Below are 23,210 nucleotides of genomic sequence, written 5' to 3'. Positions count from 1 at the left end.
GTTCGTGTCAGAAAAGGCCTCCGAAGTTCGTCTTCGAGGGTCATCTTTTCCTCCAAAAGGGGACTGGTACTTCCCACAATTTGTCGAATACCTCATTATAACAATCAAGCAAATGAGTATTTCGTCCTTTGGCGCGTGACTCTCTTCTCGTTACCGATGATCTCACTGCACCAGTTTCTACAGCTCACTACAAAAGAAATGGCAAAATCATCAAGCATTGCCAAGACCTTGCGCACTATGCACCGAATTGGAGGACCTTCCCTCGAGTAATGAGAGCAATTTTGCAGTTAGCTGTTTTGGGGTAGTTGTTGCAAGTTTTCCTTTTGCAACTAGATAGAGATCTACGCAGCGGTGTCTTGTTGGAATCTAACCATAGTGAAATGTAAATATTGGATAGTATCTGCAGTCCAGCGTATCAGATATGCCTCGTATTTAGCGAAAAAAGGCTAACCCCTACTCGTTGTCTATGAGTGCTTTGGAGTTGTCAAATTTGGTGCAGTCCTTAAACTCGTAAAAATTGTTTTGAGGAATGTGGGTAATAATTTATGGATAGAATATAGTTGGCTCTTATCTACCGGAAGGATAGTGCGCTGCTGGAGAGCAACACGAGCAGACGGTAGTGTTCTGCCGAGGATAGCCAGGGTATCACTTTGATCATCCTGGTATCTTATTTTCCTATCCTTGGGAGAAACTTAAGCGAAAAACTCAAAATACTTTTTATCCAGCTCGCAGTAAGTTGTTCTGGTAATAGTGTGATCGCTTCACCAAGGGGGGATAGCCTCCGTTGGTGGTGTAAATACGTTTTCGGTTGTAATAGATTTCTATAAAGCGAAACACCATGCTTTTGACGGCATTCATACTCATGACTTCGGTTTTGATTTTGTAGATGCTTTCCTTCTTTAGTGTGGCAAAGAAAGATTCCATCCGGGCATTATCGTAACATTTTCCAGTGCTGCTCATGCTTTGGATTGCACCATACTGAGCCAAAGTTTGACGGTAATGCCCACCGGTATACTGACTACCACGATCACTATGAAAGATCATTCCGTAAGCTTGATACGTTTTAACTCCGGAGGTAAACGCTTCAACACAAAGCTCTGCTCTCATGTGATCGGCCATTTTTAGTCCTACAATGGTTCCGTCAAAGCAATCCATTACAGCCGCGACATAAAGCTTGCCCTCAGATGTTGGAATTTCAGTAATATCTCCAAGCCATTTTTGATTCGGTAATTCGGCGGTAAAGTCTTGTTTGATCAGGTTGGCACTAGCCTGTGCTGCGCGATCCGCTTTTGTTATTCCCTTGGCATGATACTTTTTCTTCAACATCAGATGATGGGTTTTACAGAGCTTAAGAATTAGATAATAACTGCCGGTATAGTTCTGATAGAGCTTTAAATGTAGATAAATTCTATACGCCCCGTAGTCTGGATTGTCTGCACGTATTTGAAGGATCTTCGCCAAAAGTTGCGGAAATCTTTAAGCCGATCATCGTGGATCGCGTCATCTTTTCTTTGATAGGTAAGAGAATGATCAGTAAGAAGGATTTAAAAATGAGGGGGGCGGGTTAATACTGAAAGAACAAGGCCGGAGAGTGTTCGTTGAGGAGTTGGAAAATCGGTTAAAGACAACGATTAATCATAGAGAGATCGGATCACCAGTTTCTTACCGGCGATTATTGCGCTTAGAACTGTATAAGCTTGAGAAGCATTTAATGGGGGAGAAGGAATATGAGCCTTTTGTTACTCAGTGGTAATGTGTTAATTGAAAATGGCGAAATGTTAAAACGGAGGAAACGCTATGTTTGTGATCGTGGTATACGATGTGGGAGAACGGCGCGTTAACAAGGTACTTAAACGTTGCCGAAAATATTTAAACTGGGTGCAAAATTCGGTCTTAGAGGGAGAAATCAGCGAAAGCAATCTGAAGAAATTAAAAATGGAACTGGAACGAATTATCGAGTCTGACCATGATTCAGTGATTATCTACACATCTCGTACTACTAAGTATACTGATCGAGAAATCATGGGCTTGCGTAAAGGGGGAGAAGAACTTATTATTTAAAGAAAGGGCAAGTGAACCTCTTTCTTTGTTAATGTCGTCGATGTACAATAAAGTAAAAACCCTTGGAGATCGACGACAGGGAAAAGTACTATATATGCAGGTTCCCAGTTTTGAGGTTGTTGTTGAACTGAATTTGAGCGTTCTAGATAACCCTTTATTTTTGGGCCTAAAATGGGTCTGTAGCCTGCCTATGAGGAATTGAAACTCAATTATATTGCAATTCCATTTTCAGATGCTATATATAGTCTGTAGCCTGCCTATGAGGAATTGAAACCTGCAAGAAGATAATGCTCTGCTGTGGTATGAAAGCGTCTGTATTCCCCTATAAGGGATTGAAGCGTTCTTACTCTGCCTAGGCATGTATTCAGCGGAACTGATGTTCCGCGAAGACACCTGGAAGCTACGCGGGAACCTATGCGGAATGATAACAAATGATAGCTCGCAAGCATGTTCCACCAATCAAAGTGATTAAATCTCGTCTGGTTCTCTGATCAGCTGGGAAGAATAATTAGAAAATTCTAAAAACATTAATACTGAACACTATGAATTTCTGTAGTATCGTGTTAATATAATAATTAGTATAAATAACTTTCTTAGAAAAAGATTTTGATTTTATGAAGGGGGAGATTGCTATGGCTAAATGTGAAAAATGTGGGGTTGAAGTTATTTCAACAGAGGATTTGTATGAAGATCGAGGGTTACAAATATGCGAGGACTGTAAGATGAAAGGTACCTCTTCTCCATCCCAGCCTTGTGGGGTAAAGTAGTTTTCCCTGTAAAAATTCTTAATTAACCCTATTATTTAATGGGATAGGATTTAAATGATTTTCCTTCAAAGACGGATTTATTCATGGAACAGAAGCAGGGAACGACTCTAGTTAGAATCGTTCCCTGCTTCTGTTAATTGTTCCCACTCACATTATCCCTGCCCCTTCTATTTCCAACCATTTAAAAAACAATAGTTTCTTGAGTTTAATTCTAATAGCTGTTAAGCCGTCTCTAGCTTTAAGTTTTGACGAATAGTAAATTTTGATTCCATCTTGGTCAAAAACATTATATTGGAGTTGTTCGTTAGCCTGGGGTTCTCTGATAGAGAGTTTCGGTACGTAACGACCTGTTACGTTCGGGGCGGGGCATCATCCGCCTGCGGCCGGGTTTAACTTCAAGTCAATTACCAAAGAACCTGATCTCAACTTGATATATTGTACAGCTTCTTTATCAACGCTAAACATAGTTTGTGACCTCCTTCAATAGCACACTGATAACTTCATTATACACCTTGAGGGTTAGGATAAACAGTTTTTCTGAAAATCTATGAAAGCCATAATCCTGCAATTGTTGCTATAAATGACCTATATATGAATGCTTGCAGCCAATGCGCAGATAGGCATTCTAGGGGAGCTTATAAATGTTAAACGTCACATTGTTTTAACAGGCCTAATAAGTAGGTCCTATTTTGTAAATCCCAAACTCTCGATATCCCAAGCTCTCCGCTTTGGTTCTTCGTCCATTTGCCACGGCAATGATTTCCTCAAAAATACGGTGCCCGGCCTGCTCGATGGTTTCTTCACCCGAAATGATGGTGGAAGCGTCAAGATCCATGTTATCTTCCATCATTTTATAGGTGCGGGCGTTGGCCGTGATTTTAATGACGGGTGCAATGGGGGAACCGGTCGGTGTTCCGCGTCCCGTAGTAAAGATCACGACGGTTGCGCCGCCAGCGAGCATACCTGTGATTGAATCAATATCTTGACCTGGGGAATCCATGATATAGAGCCCTTTGCCTTGAGGAATCTCACCATAATAGAGAACGTCCTGAATGGGAGCATGCCCTGCTTTATAAATACATCCTAAGGATTTTTCCTCAATCGAGCTGATGCCACCGGCAATGTTGCCGGGTGTGGGTTGTCCATCACGAATGTCGACGTTTAAGAGCTTTGCTCTTTCTTCGCAGTCATGCACGATTTTAAACAGTTTCTCGGCGACGTCCTTTGATTTGGCACGGCGAGCAAGGACATGCTCTGCTCCGATGAATTCCGTGGTTTCCGACAACATGACGTTACCCCCAGCAGCCACTAACAAATCTGCGGCAATGCCTGAGGCTGGGTTGGAGGCCAGGCCGGAGGTGAAGTCAGACCCTCCACACTCGATGGCGAGGCTCAGTTCACTAAGATCTACTTTTTCGGGTTGAAGATGAGAGACTTGGCGAACTAATTCAGCTATTTTGCGTAAGCCTTCCGCTTCAGTTTTTAAAGTGCCGCCGATTTCTTGAATAATAACCACTTCGACAGGTTTGCCGGATGTTGCGATTTCTGCAGCCGTTTCTCTTATTGGAATCCCTTCGCAACCAAGTCCGACGACGAGAACTGCGGCTACATTGGGATTCTTGCCAAAGCCGATTAACGTTCGGACTGTTTGCTCGTGGTCAGCACCGATTTGACAACAACCGTGTTGATTAGGCAGCGATATCGCTTCGGGGATTTGACTGGCAATATTTGAAGCGACGGTGCTCGAACAGACGGAGGTAGGGATTATTAAGATGTGATTACGTATCCCCACTTTTCCATCCGGTCGACGGTAACCAAGAATTTGCATGAGATTTCCTCCTCTAATCCATGTGACTGTATCGACCATTATAAGGTCACGCGTCTCTGCGTCCGCGTCGGGTTTCCATGTTGTGAACGTGGACATGTTGCCCAGGCCGAATTAAGGTAGTAGCCAAGCCGATGCTTTCAGAGTATTTAAGGATCTCTTCGCCGACCTTTATTTCTTGAATGGCAAATTTATGGCCGAGAGGTATATCCTGCAGTAATTGGAGGGATTGTTCCGATTGGCCTACGAAGAAATGGATAATCGTACTTGCTGAGATGTCTTCGACAACCGTTGCTACGTTATCTTTGGGATTTATGACAACCGCTTGCTTCTTCAAGGGAGGCACCTCCTAAAATATCAAAGATTAATACTGATGTTGGTTATTAAACATGATTGGTATGGTTCAATAGAAAATGAGTCTTATTATAGAATAGCGGAAACATGGGGGAGTTGTAAATATATTTGCCCAACCTTTAGTCGTAAGAGTTCCGAATAAAAGGTAAACGAGTTACGTCAGCGTTCAAATAGCTTCAAAGGGAATCGGGTATGATAGAAAAGTAGAGAACTAAAGCTCAATCTTTTAAGCCTTGTAAAACAGTTCGAGAAGGATATACGGAGGGTAAACTAGAAGTAATAAAGGTAAGACAAATTCAGATCATGACTTCATGAGGAAGTAGGGAGAAAGGTAACACTATTGGAACAAGATTTGAATTATGATTTTAAGATTAAACCCCTTAATGGACTTAAGAAATCTGGGGAAAAAACGAGGAAAAACAACTCACACAAAACAGGGGACGTGTCTCCCCGTTTCTCCTCTAAGAAAGAAGGGGTGCAAATTGCTTACGGTAAACCAGTTAGTTGAGGAATTTAATTTTGAGGTTCTAGCTGGGCATGTGGGGTTAGACAAAGAAATCACTGAATATAGCTTAAAACGTCCGAGTGCCGAATTAGCTGGCTATTTAAAGCATTTGACTCCTAAGCGCATTCAAGTTTACGGTCGGACTGAATTAGGGTTACTCCAGCAATATGATGATTCGGTGCGTCGCTCAAAGATTGCCCAAGTCATGATTGCAGAAGTACCTTGTGTAATTATTACTCGGAGTTTAGCGCTTCCCTTGGAATTTATCGAATTAGCCAGTGAACGGAAAATTCCTCTTTTGACCACTCATCGCTCTGCCACGCAACTTTTTTATCTCTTAATACGTTACCTCATTAACCAGTTAGCTCCCAGTACGGTTGCTAATGGAGTGTTAGTCGATGTCTATGGAGTAGGGGTTTTGATCACTGGTGAAAGTGGAATTGGTAAAAGCGAGGCGGCTTTAGAACTTATTAAAAACGGGCATTTGTTGGTTGCCGATGATGTTGTGAAAGTTCGCCGGGTTGATGAAGAGAGATTGCTAGGCACCGCTCCAGCACGAATTCGGCATTTGCTTGAGTTGCGTGGTTTAGGAATTCTGGATGTGACGACTCTGTTTGGAGCAGGTTCCGTAAGGGATGAAAAAGTTATTCAGTTAATTGTTCAATTGGAGGAATGGCAGCAAGAAAAAACCTACGATCATATAGGAATTGATCCGCCAAAAACACGAGAGATCCTAGGGATTTCAATTCCTGAGATCACGGTTCCAGTCCGCCCAGGGCGTAATCTTGCTACGATTATTGAGGTAGCCGTTATGCAAAATAGGACTAGGTCTGCTAAGAGCAAGACGCGCCTCCATCTTAGAGACATGAGATGAATGAACATAAAGCAGATTATTGAGGAAAGAGAAGAAACGTGTCCAATCGTTAGTAAGCTTGTTAAGCCCAAGATTTTCCGTAATCGAGTAGAGGGTGGCTCTAAGTATAAAGGGGAAATCGTCGGTTTTGAATGCGGCTCATCGGTGCAAATTGTTTATCAAAATGTCATTATCAGATGATGATGAGTGATTTTTAAAAAGGGTGTAACACGCTTGGAAAACAAGCTTGTTACACCCTGGTCGATGAAAATTTTGTGAGTTATATCACACGTTTGGCACCGAGATAAGCGGATTGCCAATAAGGTCCGAGCGTATAGATGGTCACACCTTTAGAACTTGCAGAGTTGATGAATTCTCCATTACCAATATAGATGCCATCATGATCAACCACTCCATTTTTCGCTAAGGAGAAGAAGACTAAATCGCCTGGCTGAAGATTGCTAAAGGAGACGGAAGTCCCTACTTTGTATTGATCACGCGACACTCTAGGAAGGCTAATGCCGTTTTTAGCAAAAACGTACTGGACGAAGCCAGAACAATCGAAGCCAGCGGGGGTCGTTCCACCGTAGAGATAGTTTACGCCGATATATTGTTTACCGGTCGCAATAATTGCACTTGCCTTCCCTAATTGAGAGGTGGTTTTAGGAGGGGTCGCACTGGTCGAAGCGCTAATGGACCTCGATGGTTGGGGCTGTGCCTTTTTGGCTGGGGCTGTTGGTGTGCTTGTCTTAGCCGAAGCGGGCTGAGGAGTGGGTACTGGGTTCGGGTCTTGGGTATTAGTGGGGATTTCTGGAGCTGGTGTTTCTGGAACATTGGTTACCACTTCTGGCGAAACAGCAGCTGTTTGAATTTCTTTTGTGTTTAGATCGCCCGTCACAGTGGTTGGGTTTGCTGTGATTATTGTCACAAATAAGAATGCAGAAATGATCTGTGCAAGGATATTGGTTTTACTGTACATCTTAGTCATGTTCTTCATCCTTTCGTTCTATTGTTTTTATTAACTTATCAAGATACTGGGGCTTAGTTCGACTTGCAACTAACAACGGAGCTTGTTTCTTGAAGTTGTTTCCTAGTATAACGGATAATACAAGGTTTGTCCTTGGTATATAATGGATGTGAGAAAAACAGATATAGTAAACTTACTTCAGATGGAGTTTTAACTCTAATTGAAGTATTAGTTGAACTTATCCAAGGCTTAGGCCGCCGGCTAAGACTCGAACAAGGATGTTCGAGATTAGAGCGCCGCCAAGGATGGCAAGGCGCCGTGATGGCCAAGTGTCCCTGTAACCAAGGATGGCAAGAAGGGACCAACTTATCTCAACTTAAAAAGTAGGAATTTTGTGGCAGTTAGCTGTCGAATAAATAAGTTTTGCTATTTTTGTAAACAATCATTAGTGTAATCTAGAAAAGTCTGACCGGGTTAATTTTCGAAGTTTGATTTTCGAAAACGAAATGGAAATACGAAATATGAGACTTATCAAAATTCGTACTTCGAACCATGAACTTCGAATTTTTCATATGAACAAAGCTAAAGGAGGAGAGATCGGCATGAAAGACCTTATTAAAAAGGGTTTGGCCCTAGGCTTGGGATTGGCTGTGGTTAGCAAGGAACAGATCGAGAAACTGGTAGATGAATTAGTTAAAAAAGGAGAAGTAACTACTGCAGAGTCGAAGGATCTTGTTCAGGAGTTGTTTGAGAAGGGGGAAACTGAGCGGAAACAAATTAATGAGCGTTTTCGAGGACAGTTTGCTCAGCTCCTCAAGGACCTTAATATACCCACTAAGACAGATCTAGATCATTTGGAACAACGGATAGCGGCTTTAGAAAAAGAAAAAGAGGAATCACTGCCAGAATAATCCCAGCATAAATTTGCGAATAATTATTTGATCAGACTAAAGGTCTGCTAATCTCATTGTTCGAAGTAAGTAGTTCGTGGTTCTTCGAGAGTTGAGGTTTCTGCAAAAAAATACTGTAATAAAATACTAACTCATCTCATGAACGAACCGCGAACTACGAACCTCGTATTTTGTATCTCGTACCACGAACCTCGAATAGAAGGGGACGTTTTCTGATGATTGGGAAAAGAATACGCCATATTAAACGTTATAGAGACGTCGCTAAAGTCCTAGCTCGCCACGGGTTTGGTTATGTAGTGGAAGAGATGGGACTTTTACATATGTTGTCCCTACCCAAACGGCTTTTCACAGACACAGAAGAGATTGATCGATTATCAATGGGGGAACGGATACGCCAGGTAATAGAGGAGTTAGGTCCAACCTATGTCAAAATTGGGCAGATTGCCAGTACCCGAGCAGATATTATCCCGGAAGATATTCTTCAGGAGTTGGAAAGCCTTCAGGATAATGTGCCCTCCTTTTCCTTCGAGGAAGTCGCTCGAATTATCGAACAAGAACTAGGTTCCCCGATCGAGGTGATTTTCTCTTCATTTGACGAGAAAGCGATCGCAGCAGCGTCCATAGGTCAGGTTCATCGTGCTCAGTTACGGACGGGAGAACGGGTAGCTGTCAAGGTGCAACGCCCTCATATTAAGGCGTTAATTGAAACAGACCTGGAAATCCTTTTAGATTTAGCGACGCTGGCCGAACACCGTATGCCTAAGATGGAACGTCTCCAATTGCGTGAGGTGGTAGAGGAGTTTTCGAAATCCCTTCGTAATGAGCTGGATTATACCATCGAAGCCAGAAACGCTGAGAAAATCGCTAAACAATTTAAAGAGGATCGTACGGTTCACATACCATCCATTTATTGGGATTATTCCACGCGTACTGTTCTGACAATGGAGTTTGTGGAAGGGTTAAAGCTTAATCAGTTTGAGATGATAGAAAAGCAGGGATTTGACCGAAAAGCCGTGTCAGAACAGCTGGTTCGTGCTCTCTTCCATCAGGTTTTAATTGAAGGCTTTTTTCATGCTGACCCACACCCCGGAAACATCTTTCTTTTAAGCGATGGTACGATTTCGTTGATTGATTTTGGGATGGTCGGAAGGCTCACCAAAGATATGAAGCATAATTTTGCCTCGATGGTGATCGCTATGATGCGTCAGAATACTGAGAGTTTGATTCAAGCCGTCTTGCGGATTGGGATTGTGCCCGATGAGGTGAACCTTCCGCTTCTGACCCATGAAGTAGATGAGTTGCGGGAAAAGTATTTGGATGTTCCCATGAGTCAAATCAGCTTGGGTGAGGCGATTAGCGACCTTTTTAAGGTCGCCTTTCGTCATCGAATCCGTATTCCTTCAGATTTTACGTTGCTGGCTAAGTGCTTGCTGATTCTTGAAGGGATCGTAGAAAAATTGGATCCAGAGCTTAGCATTTTTGATATGGCGGAGCCGTTTGGACTTCAGCTTCTTAAGGAGCGCTACCGACCCAGCACGATTGCGGGCAGGCTATGGCATAACATTTCGGATTATGGTGATCTTCTAGTAAGTCTTCCGAAACAAATGAAAGATCTCATGCGGGATTTGTTGCGAGGGCGTATTCACTTAGAAGTCAGTGTTCCGGAACTGGATAGTTTCTTGAGGAAATTAGATCGCATCTCAAACCGAATTTCGTTTAGTATTGTCTTACTTTCCTTCAGTATTGTCATGGCGGGTCTGATTATTGCTTCTGCTTTGGCGCCCCAACCCATTTTGCTCTGGCAGATCCCCGCTATTGAAATAGGCTTTATCTTGGCAGGGATAATGATGCTTTGGTTGTTTGTGTCAATTTTTAGATCCGGGAAGTTTTAGAATTCCACCCGTGGGGTAACCTACTTCTGAGGTGAAAAAGGTGACAAAACAATTCGTACCTTCCCGTGTTTTTTATGAACCCGGTGCTCTTAATTATCCTTTAGGGGAAACTTTAGTCGATCGTTTTCGGAAGCTGGGAATTCCAGTGAGTCCCACGGCCTCTCACAATCGGGTGACGGGTATCCCCGGTAAAAGCTCCACTGAAATGTACCGAGAGGCCAAGCGAACCTTAGTGATCGGCGTGCGTCGCAGTGCGACGTTTCAATCCTGTAAACCGTCTGCTCATTATCAGTTACCCTTAGTCACAAGTTGCCCAGGGATGTGCGAATATTGCTACTTGGCAACAACTTTGGGAAAAAAACCCTATGTAAGGGTTTATGTTAATCTGGATGAAATCTTTAAGATAGCCTCCGACTTAATAGAACAACGGCTTCCGGACGTCACCTCCTTTGAAGGTGCGGCTACCTCAGATCCACTTCCTGTGGAAGGGTATACAGGTGCTTTAAAGCAGACCATCGAATTCTTCGGACAAACGGTATATGGCCGTTTTCGATTTGTCACGAAGTATACGGAAGTCGAAGGCCTGCTCGATGCCAAACATGAAGGGCATACTCGTTTTCGCTTTAGCTTAAATTGTGCAGAGGTCGTAGCTAAGTATGAACATTTGACCCCTCCCCCAGAAGCAAGGATTATAGCAGCGGGTAAAGTGTTAGCGGCAAAGTATCCTCTAGGTTTTATTATCGCTCCTATATTCCACTTCCCAGGGTGGCAAGAGGCTTATCAGAGACTGTTGGAGAGGTCTGCCGATGAATTAGCAAAAAATGCTCCGTCCGGTTGGTCTTCAGAGCAATTGACTCTTGAATTCATCTCTCATCGCTTCACGTCTAAAGCCAAAGCCACTATTTTGGAGGTTTTTCCAAACTCCGTCTTACCCATGGCAGAGGAGCAAAGAAAGTTCAAATATGGACAGTTTGGCTACGGAAAATATGTCTACCATCCGGAAGAAATGCTGGAGATGAAGGAGTTTTTCCAAGAACAAGCAAAGTGCTACTTTCCTAAGGCGCAGGTGGAGTATTTTGTCTAGACGTCAATGACAATCACATAAACTTCGATAGGTCCATGAACTCCAATCGATAAATCCATTTCGATGTCGGAGGTTCGGCTGGGACCAGAGATCATCTCGATGGCTGACGGGGGGCTGCCTAAGGCTGAAATCTCTTCCAGAACCTCATGGAGGTTGTCCCTAAGTTTTGATGCTTCAATAAAGCAGAGATGTCGGGGCGGGAGTAGGCTTACAGCGCGCCCTCGTTGGGGGCTGCTATTGGTGATCACTGTTCCAGAAAGTGCGATTCCCCAATCAGCCCCTGTGATGCCAAGCTCAGCTTGGGCAGCGACTGAATAACGATCTCGAGGGTCCGGGGCTGACATAGTATAGCGGGCTAGGGTCCAGTCTAGAGTCGAAAAGACTGATTCCGCTAACGGTGGCAAACTATCCCACGCTAAGAGGGCTAACGGATTGCTTTTGACCCAGGTCAACGGGAGGTCCCCGAACCATTCTTTAAGACATGTCAAGGCTTCGTCTTCTGTTTTGACGATGGCCCCTTTGCCCCCAAGGGCCTGCCAATTGTGGAGGAAGATGGTGGTACGCTCTCCGGGATTCGATAACCGATATTGGGGTACTTGGAAATCAACTGCGGGTGGTAGATCAGTGGGGGTGGGACGTCCTAATTTGGACGCTAGTTGGCTGATGAAATCGTTAACGTGTGACATTGCTCTCACCTCTCATCTCAATTAAGGGACTTAATGTGGCGATTTACGGCTAGCCTTTGAGTCGGCCCAAATTTGCATGAAGGATTTTGGGGCGACCATCGGAAGAGTGCGGCTTTTAGTCCAGTTGGAAAGGGGTGGGGGGCCGCTCGTGATGCGCCCATTCCGAACGAATGGCCATTGTAGATGAGAACCAAGACTAAGTGCCCTGCGTAGGGTCTTTTCACGAGTGAAAAAGTAACGGTATAAGCGAAAAATTTTCTGCTCCATTTTAGGGGTATGTCCACTGTGAGTTTTGCGAGCTCGATGGTGTACTAACAGATCATGGAGTGGAATGTGTACTGGGCAAGCTTCGCTACAAGCTCCACAAAGTGTAGAGAAGAAGGGGAGGTGTCCCCACTTTTCCCAATCTTTTTCCAAAAGTGGCGTGATCACTGAGCCGATCGGGCCTGAATAAACAGAGCCGTAAGCGTGCCCTCCAATTTGACGGTAGACGGGACATACATTAAAGCAGGCCCCGCAGCGAATGCAATTCAAAGCAGGTCGGAAGGTTTTATCTCCCAGAATTTCAGAACGGTTATGATCGAGTATCACGAGATGGAACTCCTCAGGGCCGTCCGAATCGGCGGTTTGCTTGGGGGGGGTGAGGATAGTGGTGTAGCTGGAGAGCCTCTGCCCCGTTGCGCTCCGAGCTAGGAGATTGAGCATCACGTCTAGTTCGCGAAATGAGGGAACGATGCGCTCCATGCCCATGAGCGTGATTTGAACTCGTGGCAGAGTACTAACCATCCTCCCGTTTCCTTCATTGGTTACCATGACGATGCTTCCCGTATTAGCGACGGCGAAGTTGCAGCCTGTGATACCGATATCACCGTGGAGAAATTGTTCACGCATTTTGATACGGACGAAGCGCGTTAGCGTGGGGGTGTCAGAGCTTAAGGCCTGGCCAGCGATGGGTTCGAATAAATCGGCCACTTGCTGGCGAGTCTTATGCATCGCTGGCACTATGATGTGCGAGGGGGGCTCTCCGGCTATTTGGATGATGTATTCTCCAAGGTCTGTCTCCACACTAAGGACACCATCTGTTTCCAAAGCATGATTAAGGTGGATTTCTTCAGAGATCATAGATTTTGACTTAATGACGTTCTTAGCGTTATGCTTACGTACAATATCGCGGACAACGGCGACTGCATCCTCTGGAGTTTTGGCAAGATGAACCTGCACGCCTCGTTTTTCTGTTTGCTGGATCAGCTGTTGTAAGTAATAATCGAGATTTTCAATCACATGCTTACGGATGCTTGCTCCTGCTGTACGCCACTCTTCCCAAGATCCCAGTTCATCAGCAGCTTTATATTTGTTATGTCGCAATCGGTCTGTGGCCCTGCGTGTAGCTTGTCGCAAGAAGTCATCAGCGAGGGCCTTATCCACGCGTTGATCAACGGTAGGATTGTACATGGTCATGACTTCATTCCCTCCCCCAGCAACTGAATAATATGCATAGTTTTGACTGGCTTCTTGATTTTTTCCAAGTAACCGGATATGTTCATAAGACAACCCATATCGATTCCTAGAAGTAAATCCGCACCTGATGCAAGAACGTGTTGGGCTTTTTCAGCGACCATCGCTTCTGAGATTTTAGGCATTTTGACGGAGAATGTCCCACCAAACCCGCAACAAAGTTGGGCTTCGGGTAAGGGGAGAAGCTCTAAGCCTTGAACATGGGCGAGGAGTTTTAGGGGTGCTTCGTCCACTCCCAAGAGTCGGGTTGCGTGGCAGGATGGATGATAGGTTGCTTTGACAGGATACTTCGCTCCCAAATCTGGCTGTTTCAAGACGTCAACTACAAACTGAGTAAATTCGTAGCTTTTTTTAATGAGATCTTGGGCTTTTTTAAGGTAAGCCGGTTCTTTTTCAAAAAGAAACGGGTAATAGTGATGAATCATCGCAACGCATGAACCACTGGGGCTGACCACGGTCTCACTGCGTTCAAAGGAGTCAATAAGAGTACGGGCGACTTCTCGAGCATCATCGATATAACCTGAATTAAACGCAATTTGACCACAACAGGCTTGTCCGTCAGGCACGTCGATGGTATGTCCCAAACGGGTTAGGATTTTGGCCATCGTCAGATCTACGTCTGGATAGAAGGCATTTGTGAGGCAGGTCGCAAAAAGGGAAACCTTCATAATGCGTTTGGCGAGGAAACCACTATCCCTTTAGGGTAGTGGAGGAATCGCCAACCTCCTTTGCATTTTAATAACAACACGCTTCTTATGAAGCGACAAAAGGTAGGAGATTTAATCAATCGTTTGGACTACTGGTTAGTTACAAGCCACTATCCCTTTAGGGTAGTTGGCATTTGACAAAACACCATCCCTTCGTAATTGATGAGTCTCAAGGTAGTATGAATAGTATTTCCTATTAAAGGGGATTTTGATGCGAGAAGTGCAATTTTCCCACATTAAGAAAGAGAAGCTATCGCTTTATTTAAGCCATAGCTTCTCTTTTGAATTTATGGTTGGCCAGCGCTCTAATCTCGAACATCCTTGGTCGAGTCATGTCTCTATTCGAACATCGAACTTCGATCCTCGATCCTCGATCCTCGATATATATGCCAACGGCCTTAGCCAAGAATTGGTACATTGGGTTCGTTGTACCAAAGGGAGATGACAGTAGAAGTTCCTGTGCTCTGGGTGAGGTTGATCACTGTAATCCAACTATTATCCTCGATCCACTGATTGACTTCCTTTTCTAAGATTCGAGGATCCGGTGAACTGAAAATTTTAACCTTCATCGTGCTCGTCCTTTCCATGACTTTCGCTAAGAGAGAGGTATTCTTATCGATTAAGAATTTACATACATCTATCATACGATTGACATCTTGGATGTCAAGTCGTTCACTTCAAGCTATTCTAAAACTCAAAGTTCAAAACTTAAAATTTTATACGAAAAACCAATAAAAGTTCTGAAAAATCTATTTATTTTTTGGAAAGGCTATGTTATCATAGACATAATGAATGACCATTCAGTTGAAAAAACTCATAATTAAGATGTAAGAGGTGAGGTGTAGATTCAATGGATGTGCAGCGCGAGGAAAAATTCCAAAGGATTCTCGATGCTGCTATAAAAGCCATTTCAGAATCAGGATACCATCAATGCCAAGTAACCAAAATTGCTCGTCTAGCTGGAGTTGCCGATGGCACAATCTACTTATACTTTAAGAGTAAAGAGGAAGTGCTTATTCGAGTTTTCCAAGAACGCATGGGTGATTTTATCTCCTTTATGCGGCGTGAGCTCTTGGAATGTGAGACCACAAAAGCGCGTTTACGGACGATTGTTAGGACTCATTTTTCTTATATGGAACAGAATCGCCCTTTAGCCATTGTTAGTCAATTGGAGCTTAGGCAGTCCGATCCACGTATTCGTACAGCGATTAACGTGACAAAATTAGACTATTTTAGCCTTATTGAGGGGGTGATCCAGCAAGGAATTACGAGTGGGGAAGTTCCCAAAACTGATTTGCGGGTGGCCCGTCAAATGATCTTTGGATCTTTAGATGAAGCTACTACTGATTGGGTGATGGCTCGTAGTCCACGAACCCTTATGAGTAGTTTAGAACCTTTGTTAGTTCTTTTTGAAGGCGCACTTCGGTTGCACGATAAACCGAACACGATAAAACGAGGTGCTGTTGAACCGAAACGAGAGGAGGATGGAAATGCAGATTCATAAAGTAGCGGTAATAGGGTCAGGTGTAATGGGAGGTACCATCGCGGCGCATTTGGCCAATGCCGGAATCCCAAGCCTATTGTTGGATATTGTCCCTTCCAAACTGTCGGCCAAAGAAGAAGCAGCCGGATTAACCCTGGAGGACAGGAAAGTTCGAAATAGTATTGCAGAAACCAATAAAGCCAAATTGTTAAAAATGAACCCAGCCCCGTTTTTAGTGCCTGAGTTTGCTGACCGGATTGAGGTTGGAAATTTAAGCGATGATTTAGGTCGTTTAGGTGAAGTGGATTGGGTGATTGAGGTGGTTGTAGAACGCCTTGACATCAAGGTAGATCTCTTCAAAAAAGTAGCAGCCCATGTCCGCCCAGGTACGATTGTCACCTCTAATACCTCGGGTATCTCTTTAAAATCCATGGTAAGTGATTTGCCAGAGAGTTTTACCCGTTATTTCTTAGGAACCCACTTCTTTAACCCCCCGCGCTACATGAAACTCTTAGAACTTATTCCTGGTCCCAATACTGACCCGGAAATTATTGCCTTCCTAGCCCAGTTTGGAGAGAGGGTTTTGGGCAAAGGGGTTGTCATGGCTAAAGATACGCCAAATTTCATTGCCAATCGGATCGGCGTATTTGGCTTAGCAGTAACTCTTCAGGAAATGCTCCGCTCCGGCTTAACTGTCGATGAAGTGGATGCACTTACTGGACCGGTCATGGGACGCCCGAAGAGTGCCTCCTTCAGAACGGTTGACCTTGTCGGATTAGATACCTTTATCCATACGGCTAATACCGTAGCTGTCGGCGTGCCTGCGGAAAAGGAGAATTTTACATTACCTGAATTCATGCAAACAATGCTGACCAATGGTTGGCTCGGAGATAAAACCAAGCAAGGGTTCTACAAAAAGTCCAAGGGCCCTAAAGGTAGAGTCATTGAAGTGCTCGATCCCCAGACTATGACCTATGTTCCCAAAAAAGTCGTGAAATTTGCTTCCTTAGATAAGGCGAAAGCTGCAGGTAGCCTAACTGAAAAGATCCGTACCTTAGTTAGCGGCAAAGATGCTGGGGCAGAGTTTTCTTGGAATGTCTTGAAACCTGTTTTGCTCTATGCGGCAACGATCGCTAAGGATATTGCCGATAACATCTCTGGAATCGACGAAGGCATGCGCTGGGGCTTTAACTGGGAAATGGGTCCCTTCGAACTCTGGGATGCGCTGGGAGTTAAAGCAATAGCAGATCGTGTCGTCGCGGAAGGGGGAACATTGCCTCCCTTAGTTGAAGAATTGCTCTCTAAAGGGAATACGCATTTCTATCAAAAGACCGAGACTGGCCAAGTCTCTTATTTCGAGGCTGGAGCATATATTCCAAAAGCTGTAAGCCCCTATGCTTACTCCATGAAGCAAGCGCATAAAGAGGGTAAAGAGATTTTTGGCAATGCTGGAGCAAGCCTTATGGATCTGGGAGACGGGGTAGCTTGTTTAGAATTCCACTCGCCGAATAATTCGATTGGCGCGGACATTGTTACCATGATTCAAAAGTCGTTGGTGGAAGTGGAGAAGAATTACCTCGGCATGGTCATCGGCAATCAAGGTAAGAATTTCTGTGTAGGCGCAAATCTTATGTTGATTCTCTTAGAAGCAGAAGAGGAAAACTGGGATGAGATCGATCTCATGATTCGGGCCCTGCAAAACGAAATGATGGCTTTGAAACATGCTAAAAAACCAGTTGTCGCGGCACCATTTGGAATGACTCTTGGTGGCGGAGCAGAGATTTGCTTGCACTCTCATGCCATTCAAGCTTCTTCTGAATTATACATGGGGCTCGTTGAACTGGGCGTTGGCTTAATTCCTGGTGGTGGTGGTACCAAAGAAATGGCAGTTCGTGCTATGGAAGGGGTTCTACCAGGTATTCAAGTGTCACCTGATTACTTCTTTGCTAAACGCTTTGAAGCGGTGGCGATGGCTCAAGTTTCGACCAGCGCGGAAAAAGCTCGTCAACTTGGTTTCTTACGTAATTATGATCGCTACAGCATGAATGCAGACCATGTCATCTTAGATGCTAAGGCTCGGGTTATCGATATGGCTCGTAACTTTAGGCCTAATTTACCGACTAAGGTCAAAGCAGGAGGTTCTGGTGTCCGTGCTATGTTAGAACTGGCTCTTTATGGTATGCGCGAAGGAAATTATATCTCTGAGTATGACCAACATCTAGGCAAGAAACTGGCTTATGTCATGAGCGGCGGAGATCGCCCAGCTGGTATGCTTGTGGATGAGCAATATTTATTAGATCTCGAACGAGAAGCCTTTATGAGCTTAATCGGTGAACCAAGAACTCAGGATCGTATCCGCCATATGCTCACCAAAGGCAAGCCATTACGGAATTAAGGGGGGGAAAAGCATGCAAGAAGCGTACATTATTGACTCCAAGCGGACCGCCATTGGTAAAGCGGTCAAAGGTTCCTTAGCACAGGTTCGTCCGGATGATTTAGGTGCTTACGTCATTCAAGATATTCTCAAAAGGGTTCCTTCACTCAAGCTAGTAGATATTGAGGACTGCGTTATTGGTTGTTCCTTCCCAGAAGGTGAGCAGGGCATGAATGTGGCTAAAATCATAGCTCAGCGCGCTGGTTTACCCATTGAAGTCTGCGGCGTAACCGTCAATCGCTTTTGCTCATCAGGGATACAAGCGATTTCCATGGCAGCGGACCGAATTCGTTTAGGGGAAGCAGATGTTATGATCGCTGGCGGAGTTGAGAGCATGTCAGCAGTTCCACTAGGCGGGTTGAAGCCAGCACCTAATCCCTTCTTGGTAGGGAATGCTCCACAAGCTTATGTTTCGATGGGCATTACGGCTGAGAATGTGGCTATGAAATACGAAATTACTCGCGAGCAACAAGATGCCTTTGCAGCTTCCAGTCATCAAAAAGCCTGGGCAGCTCAAAGCAGTGGACGTTTTGATGATGAGATTGTACCGGTTCCTCTGCCGATGTTTGGGAAGCCTGGTGAAAAGTGGTTTACGAAAGACGAGGGCATTCGTGCTGAGACCACAGTTGAATCGTTGTCAAAACTACGGACAGCCTTTAAAGCTGGAGGTACCGTTACGGCAGGGAACTCGTCCCAGACCAGTGATGGTGGAGCTATCGCTCTTCTTATGTCAGAGCAAAAAGTTAAGGAGCTTAGTCTCAAACCCGTAGCTGTATGGCGTGGATTTGCAGTTGCTGGTGTGGAAGCAGAACTGATGGGTATTGGTCCGATTAAAGCTATCCCAAAAGTGTTAAAGCAAGTTGGCTTGACTCTTGCGGATATCGATTTATTCGAACTGAATGAGGCGTTTGCTTCCCAATCGCTGGCGATCATTAAGACGCTGGACATCGATCCTGCAAAAGTAAATGTTAATGGCGGAGCCATTGCCTTTGGACACCCTCTGGGTTGCACGGGAGCAAAGCTAACAGCCACTCTCTTAAGTGAAATGGGCAAGCGCAAGCTGAAATACGGCATGGTAACCATGTGCATCGGTGGAGGCATGGGGGCCGCTGGGATTTACGAGTTACTGTAGGGTCTGTGAAAGTAAGGGGTCATCGCACGTTCACACACGTTGCGTTCCGCACCGCCTATCGCCATTCATGGCGGGCGGTGCACTCGACACATCCAGTGTCAGCGCTCATTTGAAGTGGCTGAAGCTATCACTGCCAACCTCTGGGTAGCGCAGGATGTGAACCTAGGCGTGATAATGCTTCAGCATCGGCACTCGCTTTATCGTGAACTCCACTAAAGTGTTCACTTAGCGATTGTCCCCTTAGTTTCTGGTCGACGGGGCTGGGACGCGGGAGATTGAAAGTAAGGGACATCGTGGGTCTTTGAAAGTAAGGGGCCATCGCACGTTCACACACGTTGCGTTCACTGGCTCGTTGGATGCTGAAGCTATCACTGCCAACCTCTGGGTAGCGCAGGATGTGAACCTAGGCGTGATAATGCTTCAGCATCAGCACTCGCTTTATCGTGAACTCCACTAAAGTGTTCACTTAGCGATGTCCCCTTAATTTCTGGTCGTCGGGGCTAGGGAAGTGAACGGGGGAGGTTCACGTGCTTCCAACATGGACGCGAGAATCGGATACCTTGATAGGGTAACCCAACAAATGCAATTTCAGTGTAAGTCAGGGACTGTTTTCGACTTGCATAACCAAGCGGATACCAAATTAAAGAACCGTCCCCAACTTGCAAAGCAACTTGCATGGACGTCGAATAAGGAGGAGGATATTAATTATGGAATTAGAATTACGCGGAGGCGGTTTTTTACTAGCTGAGGTTTCTCCGGATCAGGTATATGTTCGTGAGGAGCTAAATGAAGATCATAAGCAACTCAAGCGGATGGCACATAATTTTATGACTAAGGAAGTTGCTCCGAAGATTGAGGAAATGGAGGAGCAACATGAAGGCGTCGTTAAGGAGTTTATGCGTCAAGCTGGGGAATTGGGATTACTAGCGTTGGAAATCCCTGAGGAATTTGAAGGTTTGGCTATGGATAAAGCCTCCACAGTCGTGGTGGGTGAGGAAGTTCCTCGGGGTGGATCATTTGCAGTTGCTTATGCAGCGCATACTGGAATTGGTACCTTACCGATTGTTTATTTTGGTACACCTGAGCAAAAGGCTAAGTATCTCCCCGGACTCGCTAACGGTACTAAAGTTGCAGCCTACTGTTTAACTGAACCTGGTTCAGGATCAGATGCTTTGGGTGCAAAATCCACGGCTGTTCTCAATGCAGAGGGAACTCACTATTGTCTGAACGGAACAAAACAATTTATCACAAATGCTGGTTTCGCGGATGTCTTCTTGGTCTATGCTAAAGTAGATGGGAAAATGACCAATTTCATCGTTGAACGCGGATATGCAGGTCTGTCCTTTGGACCTGAAGAACAAAAGATGGGGATTAAAGGGTCTTCCACACGTCAAGTTATCTTAGAAGATGTCCTGGTACCTGTAGAAAACGTAGTAGGAGAACTCGGTCGTGGACATGTTGTTGCTTTCAATATCTTGAATGTTGGCCGTTTTAAGCTGGCTGCTGGAGCAATAGGAGCTGTTCATGCTGTTATGGAAACAGCCCTAAAATATGCCTCGGAGCGTAAGCAATTCGGGTTAGAACTTAACACATTTGGAGCCATTCAAAATAAGTTTGCTGAAATGGCTATTAAGATGTATATGGCTGAGAGTGTTGTTTATCGTACTGCAGGTCTTATGGAGAGTGGATTCCATGGACTCGATCTAACTAGCGATTGCCGTAAAGCGGCGGGTAAGGCTTTAGAAGAATACGCCATTGAATGTTCCCTTAATAAAGTCTACGCATCTGAAGTTTTAGATTTCGCCGTGGATGAAGGAGTTCAAATTCATGGTGGTTACGGATTTATTAAAGAATACCCGATTGAACGCATGTATCGTGACTCCCGTATCAATCGCTTGTTTGAAGGAACGAATGAAATCAATCGACTGCTTGTACCGGCTACACTCCTAAAAAGAGCAATGACAGGGGAACTTCCATTGCTACAAGCAGCTCAAGCCGTGAGCAAGGACTTGATGGCAAGTGGATTGGGTGGGGATGCAGAAGGATTAGCAGGACTAAACCAACTGACGCAAAAGGCCAAAAAATTGTGCTTAATGGCGGCTGGGCTTGCAGCTCAAAATTTGGGTATGGCTTTAAAAGATAATCAATACGTTCTGACTGGCATGGCAGAGATGGTACTCCAAGTCTATGCCATGGAAAGTGGAGTTCTCAGAGCTCAGAAAGTTCAAAACCTTGACGTATCTGATGAGCATAAAGCATTTGTCGAGAAAGCTGCAACTGCTGGAACTTATGCAGCATTTAATATTCTTGAGCAACAAGCTAAAGAAGTTCTCTGTGCAGTCGAGAAAGGGGATTCTCTCAGTACTGTTATGGCAGGAATGCGCAAGCTTGTTCGACGTCCTAACGTAGATATGATTGGATTACGCAAAGAAATTGCTGAATATATTATTAAAAAAGAGGCTTATCCAATTAACTACTAAGGTATGTAAAAGAAAGGGGCCATGCCCCTTTCTTTGTACTATTATAAATATCGGGTAAGGCTGATTCTCGCCGTCCTTGGCGTGAAGGACATTTGGCCATCACTGCACCTTCCATCACGACACCTAGCCATCCATGGCGGTGTTCTAATTTCGAACATTCTTGTTCGAGTCATGGCCAGCGCACCAGTGCAACTAAGGCTACCGCCAACGCCAAGGCTTGGCGCGTGCTGAATTTTCTTTAATTATTATGTGAATCCTTGGGTCATGAAGCTTAGCGCTAGCCTAAGTTTCTTAAGTTTCTTAAGTTTCTGCAATAAAAAAGGCCATCGTCTTAAGACATGGCCTTTTCTGCTAAATTGTTATTATCTTTGATTAGTTGTGTGCATTCATCGCAAAGAACTTTGAAGATTTCCGGATTGTCTTGGCCGGAAAAAAACAGAATTTTTTGGCATTGCTCGCACACGACACGGTACGGTACTGAGTGAGTAAGGGACTTTAGCGCAGTATCCATAGAGATCCTCCTCTAGCATGAATGTGTTAACTTAATTAACATCTATATTATTACCATTGTACAACATTTAATGATCAATAACAATGAATCACTATTCATTCTTTGATTGGAGAGAAACTAATGTCTGAAATAATGGAAGTCGCTCAAAATGTCTATTTGCTAAAAGTCCAAGTTCCCATTAATGTTGATTCAGTCAACCTTTATCTGATCGATGGTGAAGTTCCAACGCTCATCGATGCAGGGACCAATACGCCTAATGTCATCGAAGCGGTTCATGAAGGCATGAAACACGTGGGCATAAAGCGACTGGAACAAGTTTTAGTGACCCATTGGCATGTTGACCATGCTGGAGCAGCAGCAAGTTTTGCGAAAGAAGGGGCCCGGATTTTTGTGGGTTCCAGAGATTACCTAGAATGGTTTAGTTTTATACAGGGACAAGCTTTCGGAAAGTTGAAGGACTGGGCTACCCAAGAGTGGGGAGTTCCGAAAAATGAAATTTCAGGAATGATAAAAGTGTTTGAGTATTTTCGGATGTTAAGCGCCTTGCCTGATGAAGTCAATTTAATCGAGCCTGGTCAGTCGATTATGGCCGGAGACAATTTTTTAAGGGCTTTTTTAACAGCTGGTCACACCGCAGGACATATGTCGTTTTATAATGAGAAAGATCGTCTTCTTTTTTCGGGTGATATGCTTCTACCGGATGAGATACCCTATCCAGGAATTTGGCAGGAAGGGAATCAAGTTGTGAGTGGATTACCGAGTTATCTTGATAGTTTGGCAGTTATTGAAGCACTTCAAGCCCAAACTTATTTTCCGGCTCACGGGGCTCCTCAGGAAGATTCAGTCAAACGTTGTCAAGAAATTCGAGAGCAGTTGTTTCATCAAATTGAAAAGCATCAGCCCGCTGAAAGTGTGTATTTAAGTGCGTCAAATTTCGGCAATCAGAAGATACATCCGGGTGTACTCTTTTTAAAATTACACTATGTTTATGGGTGGGAACAGCTTCAAAAACGTGCAGGGTAGGTACAGGCCTAACTTGCTTG

The 23,210-nt window shown here is 44.5% G+C and carries 21 protein-coding genes and 1 pseudogene; 13 read left to right on the top strand and 9 right to left on the bottom strand.

Translation table 11 applies throughout. From position 1 onward, the window contains the following. Positions 1-717 precede the first annotated feature (717 nt). Positions 718-1,461 (bottom strand): IS3 family transposase, encoded by a 744-nt coding sequence (locus tag ACYQ3Q_RS19885; protein WP_459930240.1) that lies wholly within the window; start codon positions 1,459-1,461, stop codon positions 718-720. Between the two features lie 2 nt (positions 1,462-1,463). Here ACYQ3Q_RS19885 and cas1 point away from each other — a divergent pair. From cas1 to ACYQ3Q_RS19870, 3 genes and pseudogenes are all read left to right on the top strand, one after another. After that, positions 1,464-1,753, top strand: a pseudogene (gene cas1 / locus ACYQ3Q_RS19880) (CRISPR-associated endonuclease Cas1); the annotation flags it as partial. A gap of 44 nt (positions 1,754-1,797) precedes the next feature. After that, a complete protein-coding gene (gene cas2, locus ACYQ3Q_RS19875) occupies positions 1,798-2,061 on the top strand; it encodes a CRISPR-associated endonuclease Cas2 (RefSeq protein WP_459930239.1) in 264 nt (87 codons plus the stop codon). A gap of 632 nt (positions 2,062-2,693) precedes the next feature. Next, a complete protein-coding gene (locus ACYQ3Q_RS19870; RefSeq protein ID WP_459930238.1) occupies positions 2,694-2,828 on the top strand; it encodes a hypothetical protein in 135 nt (44 codons plus the stop codon). Between the two features lie 670 nt (positions 2,829-3,498). On the opposite strand, the gene ACYQ3Q_RS19865 is transcribed toward ACYQ3Q_RS19870, so the two are convergent. Then, positions 3,499-4,656: a UxaA family hydrolase gene (locus ACYQ3Q_RS19865; protein WP_459930237.1), complete on the bottom strand. Its 1,158-nt coding sequence runs from the start codon at positions 4,654-4,656 to the stop codon at positions 3,499-3,501. 46 nt (positions 4,657-4,702) lie between these two features. Continuing rightward, on the bottom strand, positions 4,703-4,990 hold the full coding sequence (locus ACYQ3Q_RS19860) for a UxaA family hydrolase (RefSeq protein ID WP_459930236.1): 288 nt from the start codon (positions 4,988-4,990) through the stop codon (positions 4,703-4,705). Positions 4,991-5,489: 499 nt separating this feature from the next. On the opposite strand from ACYQ3Q_RS19860, the gene hprK reads away from it, so the two are divergent. Continuing rightward, the gene (gene hprK / locus ACYQ3Q_RS19855; protein WP_459930235.1) at positions 5,490-6,386 is read left to right on the top strand and encodes an HPr(Ser) kinase/phosphatase; all 897 of its coding nucleotides are present in this window, start codon (positions 5,490-5,492) and stop codon (positions 6,384-6,386) included. After that, positions 6,387-6,566, top strand: a complete 180-nt coding sequence (locus ACYQ3Q_RS19850) for a hypothetical protein (protein ID WP_459930234.1) — start codon at positions 6,387-6,389, stop codon at positions 6,564-6,566. Between the two features lie 79 nt (positions 6,567-6,645). On the opposite strand, the gene ACYQ3Q_RS19845 is transcribed toward ACYQ3Q_RS19850, so the two are convergent. Next, positions 6,646-7,362, bottom strand: a complete 717-nt coding sequence (locus ACYQ3Q_RS19845; protein WP_459930233.1) for a C40 family peptidase — start codon at positions 7,360-7,362, stop codon at positions 6,646-6,648. Positions 7,363-7,934: 572 nt separating this feature from the next. Here ACYQ3Q_RS19845 and ACYQ3Q_RS19840 point away from each other — a divergent pair. From ACYQ3Q_RS19840 to splB, 3 genes are all read left to right on the top strand, one after another. Then, a complete protein-coding gene (locus ACYQ3Q_RS19840; protein WP_459930232.1) occupies positions 7,935-8,243 on the top strand; it encodes a phasin family protein in 309 nt (102 codons plus the stop codon). A 215-nt stretch (positions 8,244-8,458) separates the two neighbouring features. Beyond that, the gene (gene ubiB / locus ACYQ3Q_RS19835; RefSeq protein ID WP_459930231.1) at positions 8,459-10,135 is read left to right on the top strand and encodes a 2-polyprenylphenol 6-hydroxylase; all 1,677 of its coding nucleotides are present in this window, start codon (positions 8,459-8,461) and stop codon (positions 10,133-10,135) included. 40 nt (positions 10,136-10,175) lie between these two features. Further along, positions 10,176-11,219 carry a spore photoproduct lyase gene (gene splB, locus ACYQ3Q_RS19830; RefSeq protein WP_459930230.1) on the top strand — a complete coding sequence of 348 codons (1,044 nt, stop codon included), beginning with the start codon at positions 10,176-10,178 and terminating at the stop codon, positions 11,217-11,219. Here splB and ACYQ3Q_RS19825 read toward each other — a convergent pair. The 4 genes from ACYQ3Q_RS19825 to ACYQ3Q_RS19810 all read right to left on the bottom strand — a co-directional run bounded on the left by ACYQ3Q_RS19825 (position 11,216) and on the right by ACYQ3Q_RS19810 (position 14,696). Next, on the bottom strand, positions 11,216-11,905 hold the full coding sequence (locus ACYQ3Q_RS19825) for a LutC/YkgG family protein (RefSeq protein WP_459930229.1): 690 nt from the start codon (positions 11,903-11,905) through the stop codon (positions 11,216-11,218). The two genes, splB and ACYQ3Q_RS19825, sit on opposite strands and share 4 nt — an antisense overlap. 30 nt (positions 11,906-11,935) lie before the next feature. After that, positions 11,936-13,363, bottom strand: coding sequence for a LutB/LldF family L-lactate oxidation iron-sulfur protein (locus tag ACYQ3Q_RS19820; RefSeq protein ID WP_459930228.1), 1,428 nt, complete (start codon positions 13,361-13,363; stop codon positions 11,936-11,938). Further along, positions 13,360-14,088: a (Fe-S)-binding protein gene (locus tag ACYQ3Q_RS19815; RefSeq protein ID WP_459930227.1), complete on the bottom strand. Its 729-nt coding sequence runs from the start codon at positions 14,086-14,088 to the stop codon at positions 13,360-13,362. The genes ACYQ3Q_RS19820 and ACYQ3Q_RS19815 overlap by 4 nt, the downstream gene beginning before the upstream one ends. Before the next feature lie 437 nt (positions 14,089-14,525). Continuing rightward, positions 14,526-14,696 (bottom strand): hypothetical protein, encoded by a 171-nt coding sequence (locus ACYQ3Q_RS19810; protein WP_459930226.1) that lies wholly within the window; start codon positions 14,694-14,696, stop codon positions 14,526-14,528. Positions 14,697-14,977: 281 nt separating this feature from the next. On the opposite strand from ACYQ3Q_RS19810, the gene fadR reads away from it, so the two are divergent. The 4 genes from fadR (at position 14,978) to ACYQ3Q_RS19790 (ending at position 21,656) form a co-directional block, all read left to right on the top strand. Beyond that, positions 14,978-15,631, top strand: a complete 654-nt coding sequence (gene fadR, locus ACYQ3Q_RS19805) for a fatty acid metabolism transcriptional regulator FadR (RefSeq protein WP_459930225.1) — start codon at positions 14,978-14,980, stop codon at positions 15,629-15,631. Further along, entirely contained in the window at positions 15,618-18,005 is a 2,388-nt protein-coding gene (locus ACYQ3Q_RS19800; RefSeq protein ID WP_459930224.1) for a 3-hydroxyacyl-CoA dehydrogenase/enoyl-CoA hydratase family protein, read from the top strand. The genes fadR and ACYQ3Q_RS19800 overlap by 14 nt, the downstream gene beginning before the upstream one ends. Positions 18,006-18,018: 13 nt before the next feature. After that, positions 18,019-19,176: a thiolase family protein gene (locus ACYQ3Q_RS19795; protein WP_459930223.1), complete on the top strand. Its 1,158-nt coding sequence runs from the start codon at positions 18,019-18,021 to the stop codon at positions 19,174-19,176. A gap of 707 nt (positions 19,177-19,883) precedes the next feature. After that, positions 19,884-21,656 (top strand): acyl-CoA dehydrogenase family protein, encoded by a 1,773-nt coding sequence (locus ACYQ3Q_RS19790; RefSeq protein WP_459930222.1) that lies wholly within the window; start codon positions 19,884-19,886, stop codon positions 21,654-21,656. A gap of 331 nt (positions 21,657-21,987) precedes the next feature. Here ACYQ3Q_RS19790 and ACYQ3Q_RS19785 read toward each other — a convergent pair whose 3' ends face one another. Next, positions 21,988-22,167, bottom strand: a complete 180-nt coding sequence (locus ACYQ3Q_RS19785; RefSeq protein WP_459930221.1) for a hypothetical protein — start codon at positions 22,165-22,167, stop codon at positions 21,988-21,990. 120 nt (positions 22,168-22,287) lie between these two features. Between ACYQ3Q_RS19785 and ACYQ3Q_RS19780 the strand changes: the two genes are divergently transcribed. Further along, positions 22,288-23,190, top strand: coding sequence for an MBL fold metallo-hydrolase (locus tag ACYQ3Q_RS19780; RefSeq protein ID WP_459930220.1), 903 nt, complete (start codon positions 22,288-22,290; stop codon positions 23,188-23,190). The last annotated feature ends 20 nt before the right edge of the window (positions 23,191-23,210 follow it).

It is taken from the genome of Desulfosporosinus burensis (assembly GCF_054657535.1).
Note: the sequence above shows the minus strand (reverse complement) of the source record. Positions and strands in the feature narration are given on the sequence as shown.

What these genes read in the sequence shown, in the direction of transcription:
- ACYQ3Q_RS19870 (WP_459930238.1), top strand. Translation starts at nt 2,694, where the DNA reads ATGGCTAAATGTGAAAAATGTGGGGTTGAAGTTATTTCAACAGAGGAT.
- ACYQ3Q_RS19865 (WP_459930237.1), bottom strand. Translation starts at nt 4,656, where the DNA reads ATGCAAATTCTTGGTTACCGTCGACCGGATGGAAAAGTGGGGATACGT.
- ACYQ3Q_RS19820 (WP_459930228.1), bottom strand. Translation starts at nt 13,363, where the DNA reads ATGACCATGTACAATCCTACCGTTGATCAACGCGTGGATAAGGCCCTC.
- ubiB (WP_459930231.1), top strand. Translation starts at nt 8,459, where the DNA reads ATGATTGGGAAAAGAATACGCCATATTAAACGTTATAGAGACGTCGCT.
- ACYQ3Q_RS19810 (WP_459930226.1), bottom strand. Translation starts at nt 14,696, where the DNA reads ATGAAGGTTAAAATTTTCAGTTCACCGGATCCTCGAATCTTAGAAAAG.
- ACYQ3Q_RS19825 (WP_459930229.1), bottom strand. Translation starts at nt 11,905, where the DNA reads ATGTCACACGTTAACGATTTCATCAGCCAACTAGCGTCCAAATTAGGA.
- cas2 (WP_459930239.1), top strand. Translation starts at nt 1,798, where the DNA reads ATGTTTGTGATCGTGGTATACGATGTGGGAGAACGGCGCGTTAACAAG.
- ACYQ3Q_RS19850 (WP_459930234.1), top strand. Translation starts at nt 6,387, where the DNA reads ATGAACATAAAGCAGATTATTGAGGAAAGAGAAGAAACGTGTCCAATC.
- ACYQ3Q_RS19840 (WP_459930232.1), top strand. Translation starts at nt 7,935, where the DNA reads ATGAAAGACCTTATTAAAAAGGGTTTGGCCCTAGGCTTGGGATTGGCT.
- ACYQ3Q_RS19795 (WP_459930223.1), top strand. Translation starts at nt 18,019, where the DNA reads ATGCAAGAAGCGTACATTATTGACTCCAAGCGGACCGCCATTGGTAAA.
- ACYQ3Q_RS19780 (WP_459930220.1), top strand. Translation starts at nt 22,288, where the DNA reads ATGTCTGAAATAATGGAAGTCGCTCAAAATGTCTATTTGCTAAAAGTC.
- ACYQ3Q_RS19815 (WP_459930227.1), bottom strand. Translation starts at nt 14,088, where the DNA reads ATGAAGGTTTCCCTTTTTGCGACCTGCCTCACAAATGCCTTCTATCCA.
- ACYQ3Q_RS19790 (WP_459930222.1), top strand. Translation starts at nt 19,884, where the DNA reads ATGGAATTAGAATTACGCGGAGGCGGTTTTTTACTAGCTGAGGTTTCT.
- fadR (WP_459930225.1), top strand. Translation starts at nt 14,978, where the DNA reads ATGGATGTGCAGCGCGAGGAAAAATTCCAAAGGATTCTCGATGCTGCT.
- ACYQ3Q_RS19845 (WP_459930233.1), bottom strand. Translation starts at nt 7,362, where the DNA reads ATGAAGAACATGACTAAGATGTACAGTAAAACCAATATCCTTGCACAG.
- ACYQ3Q_RS19800 (WP_459930224.1), top strand. Translation starts at nt 15,618, where the DNA reads ATGCAGATTCATAAAGTAGCGGTAATAGGGTCAGGTGTAATGGGAGGT.
- ACYQ3Q_RS19785 (WP_459930221.1), bottom strand. Translation starts at nt 22,167, where the DNA reads ATGGATACTGCGCTAAAGTCCCTTACTCACTCAGTACCGTACCGTGTC.